The organism is Aurantimonas sp. C2-5-R2, assembly GCF_036549495.1.
GTDB lineage: Bacteria > Pseudomonadota > Alphaproteobacteria > Rhizobiales > Rhizobiaceae > Aurantimonas > Aurantimonas coralicida_A.
Window position 1 is genome coordinate 102,393 of record NZ_JAZHLJ010000002.1, and the last position, 18,162, is coordinate 120,554.

Here is an 18,162-nt window from a genome sequence, read left to right on the forward strand (position 1 = left end):
ACTTGCTGCGCATCCTCGCGAATGAGCGGCGGCTTCTGATCGTCGGCGAGTTGGTAAAGGAGCGCGAGGTGAACGTCAGCGCGCTCGCCCGGACGGTCGGGCTGTCGCAATCGGCCCTTTCTCAGCACTTGGCCAAGATGCGGGCGGCCGGAGTGGTCGCCTCTCGACGGGACGGCCCAACCGTCTGGTACAGGCTCGCGAACCCGCAGATCACGGAGCTGCTGGTCACGCTCCAACGTCTCTTCGCCGGCCTGTTGGTCGAAAGGAACACGGGCAAAGACTGACCTGGCGCTTCCGCCAAATTGCAGCGCGCGTTGGACCAAGGGCGATCCTCGGCGCCTGTTCGCGTGGACAGACACGCAAACCACCCGCGAGACGGCGCAGCGTCAACATCAGTCTTCCTGTCCTCGACCGATGCATCAGCCGGGCGTTGCCGCGCTCACCTCCGAATCCTCCACGGAGGTCTTGGGCGCGCCCTCGCCCCGCAGCGCCACGTAGATCGCCGGTATGACGAGAACGGTCAACACCGTGGATGACGCAAGTCCGAACAGCAGCGAGATCGCCAGCCCCTGAAAGATCGGGTCGGTCAGGATCACCGCGGCGCCGATCATAGCCGCAAGCGCAGTCAGAAGGATCGGCTTGAAGCGAATCGCGCCGGCTTCCAAAAGCACGTCGATGAGCGGGCGATCCGGGTGACGGGTGTGGCGAATGAAATCGACCAGCAGAATGGAATTGCGCACGATGATGCCGGCGAGCGCGATGAAGCCGATCATCGACGTCGCCGAGAACGGCGCGGCGAACAACCAGTGGCCGAACATGATCCCGATGAAGGTAAGTGGAATCGGCGTCAGGATGACCAGTGGCAGCTTGAAGGAGCTGAACTGGGCGACGACGAGAATGTAGATGGCGAGAATCGCCACCATGAACGCCGCGCCCATGTCCCGGAAGGTCACCCAGGTGACCTCCCACTCTCCGTCCCACAGAAGCGTCGGATGGCTCTCGTCATCCGGCTGGCCGTTGAACGCGATGACCGGCTTGGGCAGATCGCCCCAATCGGCCTTTTCGATCGCGTCCGCCACGGCCAGCATGCCGTAGATCGGCGCTTCGAACGTGCCGGCGAGTTCCGCCGTCACCATTTCCGCGGCACGACCGTTACGGCGAAATACCGGGAAAGACGCGGGCTCGCGCGTGATCGCCACGACGTCGCCGAGTTCCACGATACCCCTCTCGCCCGGCAAGGCGTTGGCGGGAACGGGCGTGGCGAGCGCCCGCTCGTCGAGTCGCTGGTCACCTTTTGCCATCCCGATACGGATCGGGATCGGCTGACGTCCCTCGCCGCGATGCGAATACCCCACCGTGTTGCCGGAATAGAGCGCCCGGATCGTGTCGTAGATATCGCCTTGCTCGACCCGGTAATATTCGAGATTGTCCTGATCGATGCTGGCGCGCGCGCGCGTCGCCTGAACGCCGTAGGAATCATCAATGTCGACGATGAACGGCACCGACGCGAATATCTCGCGCACCTTCGCGGCGACGGCGCGACGCGTCTGCGCATCGGGGCCATAGATCTCCGCCAGCAGTGTGGCGAGCACCGGCGGGCCGGGCGGCGACTCCACTACCTTGACGCTCGTGCCCTCGGGCAAATCGAGTCCGGCGAGGCGGCTGCGAATGTCCAGGGCGACATCGTGGCTGGGCCGGTCGCGCTCGTTCTTGGGAAGAAGGTTCACTTGAACGTCTCCCATCTGCGCCGCCGCCCGCAGATAGTAGTGCCGGACCAGGCCGTTGAAGTTGAACGGCGCCGACGTACCGGCATAGGTCTGGAAGGAGACGACCTCGGGGATCGGCGACATCCGCTCCACGATGGCCTGCAACGCCCGGTCGGTATCCTCGAGCGTCGAGCCCTCCGGCAGATCGACCACGACCTGAAGGTCGCTCTTGTTGTCGAAGGGCAGAAGCTTGACGGTGACATCCTTGGTATAAAGCAGCGTCAGCGAGGCCAGCGTCGCGATGCCCACAATGATGAGAAACAGCCAAGACCGCGCCCGCGTCTTCAGGATCGGGCGCGCGACCGCGATGTAGGAGCGGCCGAGAGGTCCGATCGCGTCGTGACCGACGTTTGATTTGCCGTGCCCACCCTTGCCGCCGAGCTTGAGCATCAGCCAGGGGGTCAGCATCACCGCGACGAAGAAAGAAAACAGCATCGCCGCCGACGCATTGGCGGGAATCGGGCTCATATAAGGGCCCATCAACCCGGAGACGAAGAGCATCGGCAGAAGTGCCGCCACCACCGTCAATGTCGCCACGATGGTCGGATTGCCGACCTCGGCCACCGCTTCGATCGCCGCTTCCGCGCGGCCGCGATCGTCCTTCATCGCCCAATGGCGGGCGATGTTCTCGATGACCACGATGGCGTCATCGACCAGAATGCCGATGGAGAAGATCAGCGCGAAAAGACTGACGCGGTTGAGGGTGTAGCCCATCAGCCATGAGGCGAAGAGGGTCAGCAGGATCGTCGTCGGGATCACGACGGCCACGACCATCGCCTCACGCCAGCCGATCGCGAAAGCCACCAGCACGACGATCGAGATGGTCGCCAAGCCGAGATGAAACAGCAGTTCGTTGGCTTTTTCGTTGGCCGTCTCGCCATAGTTGCGCGTGATCGTCATCTCGACATCCGCCGGAAAGATCTGGCCGCGCACCTGTTCCAGGCGATCGATGATCTCTTCCGCGATGACCACGGCGTTGGTTCCCGCCCGCTTGGCGATCGCCAGGGAGACCGCCGGCACGCGCTCCAAATCCTCCCCGTTCCTGCGCACCGCGGTCACCCGTGTCTCGTTGGGGTCCGTGGCGAGCACCACATCGGCAACGTCGCGCACATAGACAGGTCGACCATCGCGGGCGGTGAGCAGAAGATTGCCGATTTCCGGAAGCGTCTGCAGCGTCTGCCCCGCAACCAGGACTTCTTGTTGGCCGCCTTCCCGGATCAATCCTGCCTGGAACGAGCGGTTGGCTCCCTGAATCTTGCCGGTGAGTTGCTGCAGCGTGATCCCATAAAGCGACAGACGCTCGGGGTCCGGCTCGATCCTGATCTCTTCGGGCTGCTGTCCGACGATGTAGGTGAGGCCGATATCGGGAAGCTTCGACAGTTCGACCTGAAGCTCGCGGGCGAGTCGGGTCAGACCGTTGGCGGTCCAGCGTTCGGCGGCCTCCGCCGTCGGCGTCAATGTAACGACGGCGATGGCGACGTCGTCGATGCCGCGCCCGACGATCAGCGGTTCCGGGATGCCGACCGGGATACGGTCGAGATTGGAGAAAACCTTGTCGTGAACGCGCAGGATCGCCGAATCAGCGCTGGTGCCGACCTCGAACCGCGCGGTGACAAGGGCGCCGTCGTCCTCAGTCTGCGAATAGACGTGTTCGACGCCATTGATGCTTTTGACGATGGTTTCCAGGGGCTCGGTGACAAGCTTGACCGCATCTTCCGCCTTGAGCCCGTCGGCGCGCACCCGGATGTCGACCATCGGCACCGAGATTTGAGGCTCTTCCTCGCGCGGAAGGGAAACCAGCGCGACCAGTCCGAGCGCGAAGGCCGCGAGCAGGAAGAGCGGCGTCAACGGAGAACCGATGAAGCTCTTGGTCAGGCGACCGGCAATTCCGAGATTCATGGCAGCAAGATCCGGTCGCCCTCACGCAGGCCGCTCAGGACTTCGATTTTTTCGCTGCCGTCGACCATGACCCTGTCGCCGAGGATCACGGCCACATCCAGCGGGTCCGGTTCGCCGGCGAGGCGGACATAGTCAACGCCGTGGCGGGTCGTCACAGCTTCCGGCGGAATGGCAATGGCATCCCGGCGACCAACGGGGATCCACACCAAGGTCCGTTCGCCGACAAAGTAATCGCCGAGCCCTTCCACCTCGACATCGGCCTGCACCCTGCCCTCGGCAATTTCCGGATAGACTTGGACCAGCCGGCCTTCGCGCAGCTCCGGCGGATGACCGTTGGCTGAACGCGACACCATTCGTTGACCGACCTTGACCGTGTCGCCCTCGACGATTGCCGCCGCGTGGCGTTCGGGCAGCGACAGACGGAGGAAATAGCCCCCGCCGGCGACACGGGCGACCGCTTCGCCAGCCATGATGACCGAGCCCGGCGTCACCGGAATCGTCAGGATCCGGCCGGATGCCGGCGCGAGAACCTTACCTTCGCGCGAGGACTGCTCGATGACGGCACGGTCGGCCTCGGCGGCGGTGACCTGGTTCGTCAAAACGTCCACTTGGGAACTGGCCTGATCGACGCGCGATTGCGGCGAGATCCCACGCTTCAACAATTCCTGAGCACGGTTGAGATCTGTCTGGACGCTGCCAAGTTGGGATTGCAACGCCCGGATCTGCGCGTCGGCCGCATCAAGCTGAAGCGCGATCTTGTCGTCCACGACAAGCGCAATCTCCTCGCCCTTCTCGACCTGCGCACCTTCGTCGACCGAGATCTGTCGGAGCGTCCCGCCGATGCGGGCCCGGGCGGGCACCACGTCGCGAGCCTCGACCTGACCGAAGACGGCCTTGGTTTCCTCGATCGTCTGCGCGCGCACGACGAACTCCGCCGCGCCGGCCGCCGACCACGACATCACGGCGGCAAGGATAATGAACCCTCCGGCCCGCAAGGATTCCATGAAAGGTCTCCGCATCACAGGTTTTGGCTGACGGGCCGATCGAGCGGCCCGCCTCAGCCGTCAGGAAAAAGCGCAACCCGGCTTCACGCCGAGCTTTCTGAACACGATGGCGGCAGGGCAAAAGCCGGTGATCGAGGACTGGATCAGGTTCAGACCGACGAAGACCGTCAACAAATGCCAGTAGGGAGAAACATACACGCCAAGCGCCACCGACAGCAGGACCATCAATCCCGCAAAGGACAATACCACACGATCGAGCGTCATCTTCGTCTCCTTTGTCAATCGGCGGGCCAGGCCCGCGCCCCTGGAAATCCAGGTGCTTCCTGCTGGTGCTCCATCTAACATTCAAATTCCTTAAATTCAACATCATGAATGTAGATGATTTGATTCAGGCTTGGAAGAGGCGGCGGATCTGATGGGCGCCTGTCGCATCCGTAACGGCTACTCGTGCTCTGCGCACTGGCCGACGGGAAAAAGCCCGTGAGTCGGTCGCGCGAAGAGCTTGCGATCGACCCGGTGCCGATGTCGTAGCAGCTCATGCGGCTGCGGACCGATGGACTCGTATTGGCGCGATGCGTCGGGCGACAGTCTTTCACAAAATTGCTCGGACCGAACTCCTGCTGATCATCGAAGCCTTACTGAAGGCGTTCTGCGCGGATGCTTCCATTGAGTCAGCCTGTGCAGGCCGTAATCGCGGCGAGATCAAGGAAACATCGGCGGCAGCCGTGGAGCCTCGGATCCGAGCCTTGCCTTCGTCATGGGTGGCGCGCCGCTGACCGTCTTATTGGCTATCGCCTAACCTGGCGGTCGCACACTTCCCTTTCAGCCGCTTGCAGATACGCGATTGGCAAATAGCCATGCATGGTTTAGTTAGTGCTCCATCACTAATATTTGGAATCGTTATGGCCGTTCGAAAACCCGCCCCGGAGCGCAAGGCCGAGATTTTGGAGGCGACCTTGCGGCTGGCCGACGAGCTCGGCCCTGACCGCCTCTCCACCGAGGCGATTGCCCGCGCGGTCGGGCTGACCCAGCCGGGAATTTTCCGACACTTCCCGACCAAACAGGCGATCTGGGAAGCGGTCGCGGCGACGATCACCGACAAAATGGCCGCTGGCTGGCGAACCGTCCTTGATCGTGGCGGCACACCGATCGATCGCTTGCGTGGCTTGATCGGCGCCCAATTGCGGCTGATCCAGGCGACACCCGCGATTCCCGCGATCCTCTTTTCCAGGGAGCTCCACGCGGAGAACGATTTTCTGCGCAAGTCGGTGCTGGGCCTGATGAACCGGTTTCACGCGGCAATCGCCGGCCAAATCGCCAAGGCCCAGGACGAGCGGATGTTGCGTCGGGATCTTGATCCCGACGATGCCGCGTATCTGGTGCTCGGGCTTATTCAGGGACTGGCGGTCCGTTGGTCGCTGAGCGGCCGGTCCTTTCAATTGGCCGACGAAGGTATTCGGCTCCTTGAGGTTCAAATCGGGCTGTTCGCCGCGCCTCCGGCCGACGCGACCGAGAGCGAGCGGCCGACATGAAGCGGAACGGAGTTGGCGGCCGCTGGCCTGTTCGGGGGCCTGATTTCCGGCAGCGGTCAGCGGAAGGAAGAGGAAGGATGATGACCATATGTCCCCTCGCCCGTATCAGCATCGCAGCGGTCGCGACATGACTTCGGCACCGGGATGCGGCTCGGGGACACTTTGGACCGCAATGTTGCTGCTGGCGGCCTTTCTGACGGCGACCGGCTGTGCGTCGCGACCCGGCCCGCAGGTTCTCGCAGTGGTTCCGGCGAGCGCGACGGCGGTCGAGCAGGTGACCATCCAGGTTGCCACGACGCGCCAGCGTGACACGACGAACGGCAACTATTCGTCCGGTCGTTCTCCGACACTGAACTTCGAGCGCTTCACCGTCTCCGTTCCAAAGGATCATGTGATGACGGCGATCGAATGGCCGAAAGGTGCGCCGGATCCGGAACAAAGCTTCGCGGTGACGGAACGGACCATCCTGCCGAAGCTCGAATTCCAGGCGCCGTCGCGCCGAACCGGCGGCCTTGCAGGAAAGCGCGATGTCGTCATCTTCGTCCACGGCTACAATTACAGCTTCGAGGAATCGCTGTTCAGGCTGGCGCAACTCGCCATCGACGGCAAGCTGACGGAGACGCCGGTTCTCTTCGCCTGGCCTTCGGCGGCATCCGTGGCGGGTTACGTCGCCGACAAGGACGCCGCCACCTATTCGCGCGACGATCTCGTTCGCGTGCTGACGGATATCGCCAATGATCCGAAGGTGGGAAAGATCACCGTGTTCGGGCACAGCATGGGCGCTTGGCTCACAGCGGAGGCTCTGCGCCAGCTCCGGCTGACCGGCCAGGGCGCGGTCATCGATCGGTTGAGCGGCGTCGTGCTTGCCGCCCCCGACATCGATGTCGATGTCTTTCGCCGCCAGATGGAAATCATCGGCCCTCTGGACCCGCCGATGACGCTGCTGGTTTCCAAGGACGACCGCGCCTTGATGGTCTCCAGCCGGATCGCCGGGTCCCGCGACCGGATCGGCACCCGCGACGTCAACGATCCGCAAGTGCAGGCGCTCGCTGACGTCAACAACATCCGACTGATCGACATATCCGAGCTCTCGGCTCTCGACGGAACCAACCACAACCGGTTCGTCGGGCTGGTGACGGTGCTCCCGCGCCTGGGGGACGACGTGCGCACCGGCCTCGCCCGGGCCGGCGCTTTCGTGCTGGAGCCGATCAGCGCTACTCTCCTGCCGCCCCGGCCGTAAGGTGCCCCGACAGATGCTGCCCTCAACTCGCCTCACCGCAAATGTACCGGAACCGCTGGAATGACGATCCCGGCCTTCACGAAACGTCTCTTTCCAATCCTGCTGGCGCTCGCCGCGGGAACCGCGGTCATTGCCTTCATGGTGTTGTCCAAGACGCCGCCCGACCGCGTCGCGGACGAAGCGCCGGCGCCTGCCGTGCGGGTGATCGAGGCGCGGCTGCTGCCGGTCATGCTAACCGCGCGCGGATTCGGGACGGCGCGACCGGCGCGGGTCTGGCAGGCGGTCGCGAGCGTCAACGGACCGATCACCTTTCGCCATCCCGGCTTGAAGAACGGCAACATCCTTCCCGCCGATACGCGCCTCTTGCAGATCGACCCGACGCGCTACGAATTGGCGATCGCCGCGGCCGAGGCCGACATGGCCGCGCTCGAGACCGAAATCAGCCAACTGAAGCAGGAGCGTTCCAACACATCCGATCTGATGACGCTCGAGCAGCGCCGGCTGGAACTGGCGACGCAGGAACTGGAGCGCGCGCGGTCGCTGACCGCGAGCGGGACGGTGCCGCGAGCGCGGCTGGACGATCAGGAGCGCGCAACGGTGCAGCAGCGCGTGGCCGTTCAAACGCTGGAAAACCGCCTGCGGCTGATTCCCAGTCAACTCGACCACCTGGCCGCGCAAAAGGCGCGGGCCGAAACCGCGCTGGCCCGCTCGAGGCGGGATCTGGAGGACACCGAGATCATCGCTCCGTTCGACCTGCGGATCGGTGTGGTCGAAGTGGAGATGGAACAGCAGGTCACACCGGGTCAGCGGCTGGTCACCGGCGACGGGATCGCGAAGGCCGAGGCAGTGGTTCAGGTTCGCCTTTCGGAACTGCGCCGATTGCTCGCGACCCAATCGCGTGCCGTGCCGACAGCGCCGCTGAATCTCGGCGCGCATTTCGATCTGTCGGCGATCACAGCTGAGGTCCGTCTGGTCGCCGCCGGCGACATGAGCTGGCCCGGTCGGCTGGAGCGGATCGAAAACGAGATCGATCCGGCGACCCGCACCGTTCGCGCCATCGTCTCGGTCGACGAACCCTATCGCGGCGCGAGTCCGCCCGAACGGCTGCCGCTGGTTCGCGGCATGTATGTCGAGGCGGTGCTGTCCTCGCCGCTGGAGGCCCCGGCCATCGTTGTGCCGATGAGCGCGGTTCATCAGGACACGGTCTATCTCGCGGATGACGAAGACCGGCTGCGCCGGGTGCCAGTCAGGATCGACCTCTCGCTGCGCGATCTGGCGGTGATCGGCGAGGGTCTCGCACCGGGCGACCGGGTGATCATCGACGACGTCGTGCCGGCGGTCGAGGGTATGCGCCTACGGCCGCGACAGGACGCGGAGGCCGAAGCCGCGCTGGCCCGGGCCGCGGCGGAGAGTGCGCCGTGATCCGCTGGTTCGCCGCCCATCCCACCGCCGCCAACCTGCTCCTGATCGTTTTTCTTGCGGCGGGCGCGATCGCCGCGCCCCAGCTGAAACGCGAGACGTTTCCCGACTTTCTGCCGACCGAGGTCAGCATCGCCGTTCTCTATCGGGGCGCCACGGCGGCCGATGTCGAGGAGTCGGTCTGCCAGCGGCTGGAGGAAGGCCTGCGCCGCGTCGATTACATGGAGGAATTTCGATGCAGCGCCGAGGACAATCTGGCGAACGCGCTTGCGAAGATGACGCCGGGCGGCACGGCGAGCCAGTTTCTGGACGACATCAAGACCGAGGTCGAGGCGATCACCGACTTCCCCGACCTCGCCGACGCCCCGGTGATCCGGGAGATGCACCGCACCGATCAGGTCGCCGCCCTCGCCGTCAGCGGGGATATGAGCTTTGACGATCTGGAACGCTACGCCGCGCAATTGGAAGACGCGGTGCTGGCTCTGCCGGACGTGGCCGATGTGATGGTCCGCGGCGTGTCGCAGCGGCAATGGCAGGTCGAGGTTTCGGCCGATCTGCTGCGCCAATACGGCCTGTCGGTGCGCGACATCGCCGGCGTGATCGGGCGACAGAACGTCGATATGCCGCTCGGGACGCTGGAGACGCCGCAAGCCGATGTGCAGTTGCGGTTCACGGATCAGCGGCGGCGGATCGCGGATCTGGCCGATCTGATCGTGATTTCAGGAAAGTCGGCGGCGGAGTTGCGCCTTGGCGAAATCGCCGAGTTGACCGACGGATTCGAGAAGGCCGAGGAAAAGATCCTCTTCAACGGCGAACGGGCGCTGGTTCTGGATATCTACAAGAGCGGCCGCACCGACGCGCTGAGCGTGATGGACCGCCTGCAGGAATTCGTCGCGCTGGAACAGGCCCGCCGGGGCGCGGCGGTGCGGCTGACCATCACCACCGACATGACCTCGATTGTGCGCGATCGACTGGTGATGCTGGTCGAGAATGGCATTATGGGGCTCGTGCTGGTGACGCTGGTGATGAGCCTGTTCTTCCGCGTGCGCATGGCGCTCTGGGGGGTGCTGGGCCTGCCGGTGGCGTTCGCCGGAGCGTTCGTGGCGATGGCGCTGCTGGGTCTGTCGATCAACATGATTACCCTGGTCGCGTTCCTGATGGCGATCGGGATCGTGATGGATGACGCCGTGGTCATTACCGACAATGTCGCGCGCTGCGCGGCCGAGGGACAGGCCCCGCTTGCCGCCGTGGTGAACGGGACGCGGGAGGTCCTACCCGGCGTGATGTCGTCATTCCTGACGACGGCGGCGGTGTTTGTACCGTTGTCGTTCCTGTCGGGCGAACTCGGCGCCGTTCTGGAGGTGGTTCCGATCGTGCTTGTGGCGGCGCTGGCGGCTAGTCTCATCGAAGCGTTCTGGATCCTGCCGCACCATCTGAAGGGCGGGCGGAAGGGACCTGAATCGGAATCGCGCCTGCGCAGGACCTTCGACAAAGGTTTCGCGCGGTTTCAATCCGGCGTCGGCGCACTGGCCGATCGGGCGATCCGCGCGCGCTACATAACGCTGGCGGCGATGCTGGCGCTGCTGCTGGGCTCGGTCGGTTTCATCGCCGGCGGCAACATCCGCATGGAGGCGATGCCCGACATCGATGGCGACGTGCTGGAGGCGCGCATTCTCATGCCGCAGGGCACGCCGCTGGCCCGGACCGAAGCCGTGGTCGAGCAGGTGACGGCGGCGCTGCTAAGCGTCGACGAAGCGCTGACACCGGATCAGCCCGAGGGTGCCGCGCTGGTGCGCTCGATCCGCGCCGACTTCAACCGCAACCTCAGCGCCGGCGAGAGCGGACCGCATGTTGCGACCGTCTCGGCCGACCTTCTGACCGCCGAAATCCGCGCGACGTCGCTCGACGATCTCACGACGCGCTGGCGCGAGGCGATCGGTCCGATCGACGGGCTGGTGAGCCTGATGATCCAGGAACCGGGGTTCGGCCCCGCGGGCGTTCCCATCGAAATCCGCCTGAAGAACTCGGACCTTAGCCGCCTCGACCGCGCGGCGGCGGAGCTGGCGGGCGAGCTTGCCACCTATGCGGGCGTCTACAACGTGATTACCGACCTGCGCCCCGGCAAGCCGCAACGACGACTGTCGCTGGCGCCGGGCGCGGCGGCCGCCGGGCTGTCGGCCGCGGATGTGGCTGAGCAATTGCGGACCGATGTCCTGGGAGACATCGTCGAAACAGTGCAGATCGGTGATCTGGACATCGACATCGTCGTCCGCCAAAGCAGGGGCGAGCGCGCGACATACGATTTTCTGACCGACACCGTAGTGATCGGACCGAATGGCGCACCCATGCCGCTACCGCAGGTGACGGAGGTCGAAGCCGCCCGCGACTGGGCCAAGATCAATCGTATCGACGGCCAGCGGACCGTCACCGTCAGTGCCCAACTGGACCAGCGCGTCGCCAATGCGGGTGCGATCGTTGCCGATCTCCAGACGGGTTGGCTTGCCTCCCTCCCCGACCGTTACCCGGACATCGGTGTCGCGATCGAGGGTCAGGCGGCCAGCACGGCGGAAACCGGCGCGTCCATCGCGCGCGGCCTCGCGATCGGTCTGCTCGGGATCTTCCTCATCCTGTCGTTCCAGTTCCGCAGTTATCTGGAACCGGTCATCGTCATGCTGGCCATTCCCCTGGCGTTCATGGGCGCGATCTGGGGCCACGTTCTCATGGGCTACAATCTGTCGATGCCCTCGCTGGTGGGAGCTGCATCACTGGCCGGAATCGTCGTCAACAATTCCATCCTTCTGGTGCAGTTCATCAAGAGTTATCGCAGCGAAGGAATGGGCATCGAAGCCGCTGCCGGACAGGCGAGCCGCGCCCGCCTGCGGGCGATCTTGATCTCGTCGACTACCACCGCGGCCGGGCTTTTGCCATTGCTGGCGGAAACCAGCACCCAGGCCACCGCCGTCATCCCGCTGGTGATCGCGGTGGTATTCGGGCTTGTCGTCTCTACCGTGCTGGTGCTGATCGGACTGCCCGCGCTCTATGTCATCCTGGACGATCTGGGACTTGCCCAGGTCGAGACACCGGACGGATCGCAGAAGCCCGATTGAACCGCCTGGCCGATTTTTAACACCGCGTCGGTCTGAAACTGCTCTTGCGTTGACAGCCTCCGGATCGAAATCCGGCGGGCGACGAAATACCGCGCTACGCTCGCCCCGCGGACAGAGCGAAATATCCCACGCTTCCCGCGCCACTCAAGGAACGAGGCCTTCGTCTGCAGACCTTCATCTTGAAAGCGTGTAGTGCAAAATTTGATGCAAATGGTGGGAAAATGCGACCGGCCTTTGGCGTAGATGCCAAACGCCAACATTTCCAATGAGGAAGGCTGGTGCGGTCGAGAAGACTCGAAACTCGATCAAAAATCACAGCGAGGGACAATATCCTCTAAAATGCGACATGGTACGAAAACCTCTACGAAGCCGGTCGTGTTCAATGTGGTGCAAATTGTATTGCAGGGTGTGGTGCAAATTCCGACGATCCGCGGCTTGGAGGATCGACGCCGTTGCATCGAGGTCTACTTCTGCTGTCCTCATAGCCCCTCGAAGCGCGGTACCAACGAGAATACGAACGGGCTGCTGCGCCAGTACTTCCCGAAGGGGACTGACCTCAGCGCGCATAGTACCGAGGCGATCGCTACCGTAGCTGCCACCTTCAATGCAAGGCCCACGAAATACGCTCGGTTGGAAGACCCTGGCCGATGTCCTTGACCCATGGCTGCTCAAAGGTGACACGATCCATGTTGCGTTGACCGATTGAATCCGCCCAATACGTCAGCATTCGCTAAACCGAACGTCTCGCCGAAACCGTCGAGTTCGCCACCCTCGAATGGGTCGACTGGTTCAACAACTGGCGCCTTCTCGAGCCGATCGGCAACGTTCCGCCTGCCGAGGCAGAAGACGCCTACTACGCCCAGCTTGAGGCCATGCCAATCGCGGCGTTGGATTAACACCAAACAGTCTCCGGGAAACCCGGGGTGGTTCACTTCAGCCTCGGTCTTGGTGGGGAAAGGTCTTTACCCGCGCAACGATCAGCAATCTCTTCGCCGAAGTCTCACAGAAGATCGACGGCTCCATGTAGACCGAGGCCTTGACGCCGTGCGGCGCACTTGCCGGACGGTGCGTGCGGGTCATCGCTGGTAGAAGAGGAATGATAGGGGCACTTACGGCGTAGCAGGGCCAGAATCGGACGGTCCTATCTCCGGTAGAAGAGGTGGCGAAGCCGACGTTCGGCTGACGACCCTACTTGGTCGCAGAGTGAAAGTCGGCAGGCTTCTTGGCGACCCATTTTACGAAGCGTGCGACCGTCTGGTTATCCGTGAGGGGCGTCCCGCTTTCTGCGTGGCGGACCAGTTCGCTCGCCGTGAAATTGGCGTCGATGGTCTCCCGGCAGATGGGATGGACAAGAACGGTGTCACGGCCACCCCGGCTTTTGGGGATCGGGTGGAAGCGGTCCACGGTCTCACCCAGCAATCGGCCGCATAGCCAGCACGGTTCCGGAGGCTCGGCATCGGTTGCCTCGTTCTCAAGCCAACTCGCGTCCCGAATTTTTCGCGCCATCTCGCAGCTCCTATTGCGCAGAACACGGTGCGGCATTGGGCTGTGGCACTATCTGCATTCGCCGCGACTGATGGGCCGACTTCAGGCGGTCGGTCAAGTCTCGGAGCAATTTTGTCTGGAAGGAACGTCAGCTTCTTTGAGTGATCGACCGGCGCTACAGTTTGCAATGGTCAGCGCCCCGATCACCGCGCTGCCCCTCACCGACTTCCATGATGCGATTGCGGCTATCGCAGAGCACGGTCGCGTGATCCTCCTGATCGACGCTTGCCGTTCCGCCTTAACTGAAAGCTAGCTGGGTGCCCCGGAATGGTCGGCCCCCACCGAGTGGTCTGGGGCAAATCTTAGTGCATGACAGGCCTTGGCGCCAAGGCTGGCGTGGCCGGTGAAGCCGGTCCGGATGGCGAAGCGGGCCATTGCACGACCTTGGGTGCCGGTGGCCGATAGCCCAACGACGAGTGCGGGCGTTCCGTGTTGTAATGGCGGGCCAGCTTTCGATCACGACCTTGGCTTCGACCAGCGGGTAGAAGATCTCGCCGTTCAAGTGCTCCTCCCGGATTCGGGCGTTGAAGCTGTCGCAATAACCGTTCTCCCACGCGCTGCCGGGCTCGATGAACGCGGTTCTGGCGCCGGCGGCAACGATCCATTCGCGCACTGCCTTGGCAATAAATTCCGGCCCGTTGTCCGATCGTATGTGACTGGGCACGCCGCGCAGGATGAACAGGTCGGTCAAGGCATCGATGACGTTGGTCGAGTTCAGCTTGCGGTCGATCCGGATCGCCAGGCATTCCCGGGTAGGCTCGTCGATGATGTTGAGCATCCTGAACTTCCGTCCATCATGAGTGCGGGCCTCGACGAAGTCATAGATCGCAAACTGGGCGGTGCGATCGCTTCTCAATTCACCCCGGCGGCAAGGTCGCTTGACAAAAACTTCAGAAGGTGAAAAATTTTACTGACGCTGAAAAGAACCCGCGCCAACCGGACAGCGGTAATGGGAGCGAAGCATGGTCTCCAGGGCGACATTCATGCTTCGAGACCGACTGTTGTGCGCCGTACGACTTGGACGCCGTCGCCAACTGAAGATCGACGCTGCGGCTCTCGGCAGCCGGGTGCCGCTTTTGATCTCGACTACCCGCGCGACGCCAGCGTCATGGTTCCGAACAGACGCCAGGAGACGCGGTGAGCGAAACTCGCCTGACTTGGCGGCGGCATCCGCAACGGCCTCGCTCCGACGAAATCGGAGGATCCACTTGGATGTGAAGGCGAGCGCGGGGGACTAAACAGCATGAGGCCGGCATGCCCCTAACGACACGGCCAAAGAGGAGGAGAAGCAGCCATGTATGACAAGGAAAAGGATCTGGTCGATTCATTCGTCCGCGGCCGACTGGGCCGGCGGGAGTTCCTGAAGCGGATGGGCTATCTCGGCATCGGGACCATTACCGCGTCGAGCCTGATGGCCTCGGCCGCGACCCGCGCGTTTGCGCAGGCCTCAGACTTCGACTGGATGAAGCACAAGGGCACATCGCTCAAATTGCTACTGAACAAGCATCCCTATGCCGATGCGATGATTGCCGATATCGAGGCATTCAAAGAGCTAACCGGCATGGAAGTGACCTACGACGTCTTCCCCGAGGACGTCTATTTCGACAAGGTCACCGCCGCCCTTTCGTCGGGGTCGTCCGAATACGACGCGCTGATGACCGGCGCCTACATGACCTGGACCTATGGTCCGGCCGGTTGGATCACCGATCTCAACGAATACATCAACGACCCGGCGAAGACCGCGGCGTCGTGGGATTGGGAGGATTTCCTTCCCGGCCTCCGGGCCTCGACCGCCTGGGACGGCACGCCGGGCTCCGAACTCGGCACGGGCGACGCCAAGCAGTGGTGCATCCCCTGGGGCTTCGAGCAGAACAACATATCTTACAACAAGACGATGTTCGAAAAGGCCGGTGTCGAGCCGCCGAAGGACATGCCGGCGTTGCTCGCCGCCTGCGAAAAGCTCAAGAGCGTCGATTCCAACATCTATCCGATCGGGGTGCGCGGCTCGCGTTCCTGGGCGACCATCCATCCCGGTTTCCTCTCCGGCTACAGCAATTTCGGCGAGAAGGACCTGATGAACAATGGCGGCGTTCTCAACGCGGCCATGAACACTGACGGGTCGAAGGCCTACCATCGCGACTGGGTCAAGATGATCCAGGATTACGGCCCGAAGAACTGGTCGACCTACACCTGGTACCAGGTCGGCACCGATCTCGGCGCCGGCGCCTCGGCGATGATCTACGACGCCGACATCCTCGGCTATTTCATGAATGGCGGCGACAACAAGGAAGCCGGCAACATCGCCTATGCCGCGATCGCGCCCAACCCGTCGGCAGACGCGCCGACGCCGAACGTGTGGATCTGGTCGCTGGCCATGTCCAACTTCTCCAACAACAAGGACGCCACCTGGTACTTCATGCAGTGGGCTTCCTCGAAGGAGCACGATCTCTTCGGCGCCCGCAAGATGGACTTCGTCAACCCGGTTCGCACCAGCGTTTGGAAGGACCAGGAGTTCCTCGAGCGCATCGAGTCGAAATATCCCGGCTATGTCGAGCAGTTCGAGGTGTCGTCGCCCGGCGCCAAGATCTACTTCACCCCGCAGCCGCTGTTCTTCGACGTGACCACCGCCTGGGCGGCGATGCTGCAACGCATGGTCGCCAATGAGGTGCCGGTCGACGAAGGCCTGGACCAGCTCGCCGCCAGCATCGACGAGCAGCTCCAGCAAGCCGGCCTGCAATAGGCATCCTTGGCCGCACCGTTTCTGACGGCGGCGCGGCCAATTCTTCGAAAGCGAACTGAGATCTTGTCCGGTGGAGCTTCCGCCGGCCGACGGGGAGGCGTGGAATGTCGGCAGCAGAGCCAGCAGCAGCTGAACGCGCGGGCGTCGCAGCCAGACGCAGGCGGCGGACCAACTGGCTTCCCTATCTGCTCAGTCTGCCGGCCCTGCTGGTGACAGTCTGGATTCTGATTCCCTTCGTCACGGCGGTCTATTACTCGCTGCTGCGTTACCGGCTGAGCCTGCCGCAGCTGCAGGGCTTCATATGGTTCGACAATTATTTGCAATTCCTCACGGACAGCCGCTTCTGGGGCACCGTCCAGGTCTCGCTGCTCTACACCGTGCTCACCGTCGTGGTCGAACTGCTGCTGGGCCTCGGCATCGCGCTGCTGCTGCAACGCCCGACTCGCTTCAACAACCTCGTTTCGATGCTGCTTCTGTTGCCGCTGATGGTCGCGCCGGCGCTTGCGGCACTGATGTGGAAGCTGATGACCAACCCGAATTTCGGGGTCCTGAACTATCTCGTCAGCCTCGTCGGCTTCACTGATTTCCGCTGGGCGTCCAGCCCGTCATCGGCGCTGTTCACCGTGGTCCTGGTCGACGTCTGGGTCTACACGCCTTTCATCATGGTGCTGCTCCTGGCCGGGCTTCGTTCGCTGCCCAAGCAGCCCTTCGAGGCGGCCGCTCTCGACGGGGTACCGAAGAGTTTCGTCTTCTTCCGCATCACCATGCCGATGCTGATGCCCTACATCCTGACCGCGTCGTTGTTCCGCATGCTTGAGTCGATCCAGCAATTCGACATCATCTACGCGATGACGCAGGGCGGCCCCGGCAATACGCTGACCGTCTTCCAAGTCGAATCCTATCTGCAGTTCTTCCAGTTCACCAATGTCGGCCGCTCGGCGGCCCTCCTGATGGTGCTCTGGGCGATCACCTTCGCCCTGTCGAACGTCTTCGTGAAGAACTGGCTCCGTCTGCGCGAACGCGCGCACGGCAACGTCTGAGGTCACCCGCCATGGATCACGTCAGCCCCCTCGAGCGCACGGTCAGGATCGTCCTGATCAGCCTCGTCCTGATCTTCTTCATGTTCCCGATCGTCTGGATCATCCTGATGTCATTCCAGACCAACGAGCAGGTGCTGCGCATTCCGCCGAGCCCGTTCTTCGAGCCGACGCTGGTCAATTACACGGCGCTGATCACCGGTAAGCTGCGGACCGCGGCTGGTTCCCTCGACATCGCCTTCATGAGCAACCTTTGGAACTCGGTCATTCTGTCGGTGTCCTCGGTCGCCCTGTCACTGGTCCTTGGCGTTCCCGCAGCCTATGCCTTCGCCCGCTACAAATTCCGCTTTTCCGAGGACATCGCCTTCACGCTGTTGTCCTTCAAATTCGCTCCACCGCTGCTCGTTCTCTTGCCGCTGACCCTTTATTTCCAGGCGATCGGCCTCGCCAACACCTATATCGGCCTGATCTGGGTCTACCAGCTGATCACCCTGCCGCTGATCCTGTGGATCGTGCGCGGCTATTTCGAGGATATCAGCCCGGACATCGAGGGCGCCTACCGCATCGCCGGCCATTCCTGGGCGAAGACGTTCATGAAAATCTCGATCCCCTTGGCTATGCCGGGCATCGCGGCCGCCGCCCTGCTCTCCTTCATTTTCGCGTGGAACAACTTTGTCTTCGCGCTGGTGCTGGCCTCGGCCGACAAGCAACCGGTGACCGTCGGCGCGCTCGCCTTCGTCACCGCCTCCGGCATCCAGTACGGCCAGATTGCGGCGGCGATCGTCCTGTCGATCACGCCGACCCTGGCTCTTGCCCTGTTCGCCCAGCGCTATCTCGTCGAGGGCCTGTCGCTCGGCGCGGTGAAAGGGTGAT

Annotated in this window: 12 protein-coding genes and 3 pseudogenes; 10 read left to right on the forward strand and 5 right to left on the reverse strand. The window is 63.2% G+C overall.

Annotated features, from left to right (window positions below; genetic code table 11):
* Nucleotides 1-2 precede the first annotated feature (2 nt).
* Entirely contained in the window at nt 3-284 is a 282-nt protein-coding gene (locus tag VQ044_RS01495; RefSeq protein WP_327646388.1) for an ArsR/SmtB family transcription factor, read from the forward strand.
* A 135-nt stretch (nt 285-419) separates the two neighbouring features.
* Here VQ044_RS01495 and VQ044_RS01500 read toward each other — a convergent pair whose 3' ends face one another.
* Genes VQ044_RS01500 through VQ044_RS01510 form a run of 3 tightly spaced genes read right to left on the reverse strand, consistent with a single transcriptional unit; the run spans nt 420 to nt 4,933 of the window.
* On the reverse strand, nt 420-3,665 hold the full coding sequence (locus tag VQ044_RS01500) for an efflux RND transporter permease subunit (RefSeq protein ID WP_327646386.1): 3,246 nt from the start codon (nt 3,663-3,665) through the stop codon (nt 420-422).
* A complete protein-coding gene (locus VQ044_RS01505) occupies nt 3,662-4,684 on the reverse strand; it encodes an efflux RND transporter periplasmic adaptor subunit (RefSeq protein ID WP_327650887.1) in 1,023 nt (340 codons plus the stop codon). The genes VQ044_RS01500 and VQ044_RS01505 overlap by 4 nt, the downstream gene beginning before the upstream one ends.
* 45 nt (nt 4,685-4,729) lie before the next feature.
* Entirely contained in the window at nt 4,730-4,933 is a 204-nt protein-coding gene (locus VQ044_RS01510; RefSeq protein WP_327646384.1) for a YgaP family membrane protein, read from the reverse strand.
* A gap of 638 nt (nt 4,934-5,571) precedes the next feature.
* Here VQ044_RS01510 and VQ044_RS01515 point away from each other — a divergent pair.
* The 6 genes and pseudogenes from VQ044_RS01515 to VQ044_RS01540 all read left to right on the forward strand — a co-directional run.
* The gene (locus tag VQ044_RS01515) at nt 5,572-6,201 is read left to right on the forward strand and encodes a TetR/AcrR family transcriptional regulator (protein ID WP_327646382.1); all 630 of its coding nucleotides are present in this window, start codon (nt 5,572-5,574) and stop codon (nt 6,199-6,201) included.
* 172 nt (nt 6,202-6,373) lie between these two features.
* Complete coding sequence (locus VQ044_RS01520; RefSeq protein ID WP_327646381.1) at nt 6,374-7,441, forward strand: alpha/beta hydrolase; 1,068 nt, start codon at nt 6,374-6,376, stop codon at nt 7,439-7,441.
* Between the two features lie 60 nt (nt 7,442-7,501).
* A complete protein-coding gene (locus tag VQ044_RS01525; RefSeq protein WP_327646380.1) occupies nt 7,502-8,863 on the forward strand; it encodes an efflux RND transporter periplasmic adaptor subunit in 1,362 nt (453 codons plus the stop codon).
* A complete protein-coding gene (locus tag VQ044_RS01530) occupies nt 8,860-11,967 on the forward strand; it encodes an efflux RND transporter permease subunit (protein WP_327646378.1) in 3,108 nt (1,035 codons plus the stop codon). The genes VQ044_RS01525 and VQ044_RS01530 overlap by 4 nt, the downstream gene beginning before the upstream one ends.
* A gap of 462 nt (nt 11,968-12,429) precedes the next feature.
* Nucleotides 12,430-12,624: pseudogene (locus VQ044_RS01535) on the forward strand (IS30 family transposase); the annotation flags it as partial.
* Between the two features lie 92 nt (nt 12,625-12,716).
* Nucleotides 12,717-12,863, forward strand: a pseudogene (locus VQ044_RS01540) (IS3 family transposase); the annotation flags it as partial.
* Nucleotides 12,864-13,155: 292 nt separating this feature from the next.
* Here the strand turns inward: VQ044_RS01540 and VQ044_RS01545 are convergent.
* Both VQ044_RS01545 and VQ044_RS01550 read right to left on the reverse strand, forming a co-directional pair.
* Nucleotides 13,156-13,473, reverse strand: coding sequence for a hypothetical protein (locus tag VQ044_RS01545; RefSeq protein WP_327646377.1), 318 nt, complete (start codon nt 13,471-13,473; stop codon nt 13,156-13,158).
* A 341-nt stretch (nt 13,474-13,814) separates the two neighbouring features.
* Nucleotides 13,815-14,368: pseudogene (locus VQ044_RS01550) on the reverse strand (integrase core domain-containing protein); the annotation flags it as partial.
* A gap of 438 nt (nt 14,369-14,806) precedes the next feature.
* Here VQ044_RS01550 and VQ044_RS01555 point away from each other — a divergent pair.
* The 3 genes from VQ044_RS01555 to VQ044_RS01565 all read left to right on the forward strand — a co-directional run bounded on the left by VQ044_RS01555 (nt 14,807) and on the right by VQ044_RS01565 (nt 18,161).
* Nucleotides 14,807-16,252, forward strand: a complete 1,446-nt coding sequence (locus VQ044_RS01555) for an ABC transporter substrate-binding protein (protein ID WP_327624111.1) — start codon at nt 14,807-14,809, stop codon at nt 16,250-16,252.
* Between the two features lie 104 nt (nt 16,253-16,356).
* Nucleotides 16,357-17,292 (forward strand): carbohydrate ABC transporter permease, encoded by a 936-nt coding sequence (locus VQ044_RS01560; RefSeq protein ID WP_327624110.1) that lies wholly within the window; start codon nt 16,357-16,359, stop codon nt 17,290-17,292.
* An 11-nt stretch (nt 17,293-17,303) separates the two neighbouring features.
* Nucleotides 17,304-18,161 carry a carbohydrate ABC transporter permease gene (locus tag VQ044_RS01565; RefSeq protein ID WP_327624109.1) on the forward strand — a complete coding sequence of 286 codons (858 nt, stop codon included), beginning with the start codon at nt 17,304-17,306 and terminating at the stop codon, nt 18,159-18,161.
* Nucleotide 18,162: the final 1 nt, after the last annotated feature.

What these genes read in the sequence shown, in the direction of transcription:
- VQ044_RS01510 (WP_327646384.1), bottom strand. Translation starts at nt 4,933, where the DNA reads ATGACGCTCGATCGTGTGGTATTGTCCTTTGCGGGATTGATGGTCCTG.
- VQ044_RS01545 (WP_327646377.1), bottom strand. Translation starts at nt 13,473, where the DNA reads ATGGCGCGAAAAATTCGGGACGCGAGTTGGCTTGAGAACGAGGCAACC.
- VQ044_RS01560 (WP_327624110.1), top strand. Translation starts at nt 16,357, where the DNA reads ATGTCGGCAGCAGAGCCAGCAGCAGCTGAACGCGCGGGCGTCGCAGCC.
- VQ044_RS01520 (WP_327646381.1), top strand. Translation starts at nt 6,374, where the DNA reads ATGTTGCTGCTGGCGGCCTTTCTGACGGCGACCGGCTGTGCGTCGCGA.
- VQ044_RS01525 (WP_327646380.1), top strand. Translation starts at nt 7,502, where the DNA reads ATGACGATCCCGGCCTTCACGAAACGTCTCTTTCCAATCCTGCTGGCG.
- VQ044_RS01505 (WP_327650887.1), bottom strand. Translation starts at nt 4,684, where the DNA reads ATGCGGAGACCTTTCATGGAATCCTTGCGGGCCGGAGGGTTCATTATC.
- VQ044_RS01555 (WP_327624111.1), top strand. Translation starts at nt 14,807, where the DNA reads ATGTATGACAAGGAAAAGGATCTGGTCGATTCATTCGTCCGCGGCCGA.
- VQ044_RS01500 (WP_327646386.1), bottom strand. Translation starts at nt 3,665, where the DNA reads ATGAATCTCGGAATTGCCGGTCGCCTGACCAAGAGCTTCATCGGTTCT.
- VQ044_RS01565 (WP_327624109.1), top strand. Translation starts at nt 17,304, where the DNA reads ATGGATCACGTCAGCCCCCTCGAGCGCACGGTCAGGATCGTCCTGATC.
- VQ044_RS01515 (WP_327646382.1), top strand. Translation starts at nt 5,572, where the DNA reads ATGGCCGTTCGAAAACCCGCCCCGGAGCGCAAGGCCGAGATTTTGGAG.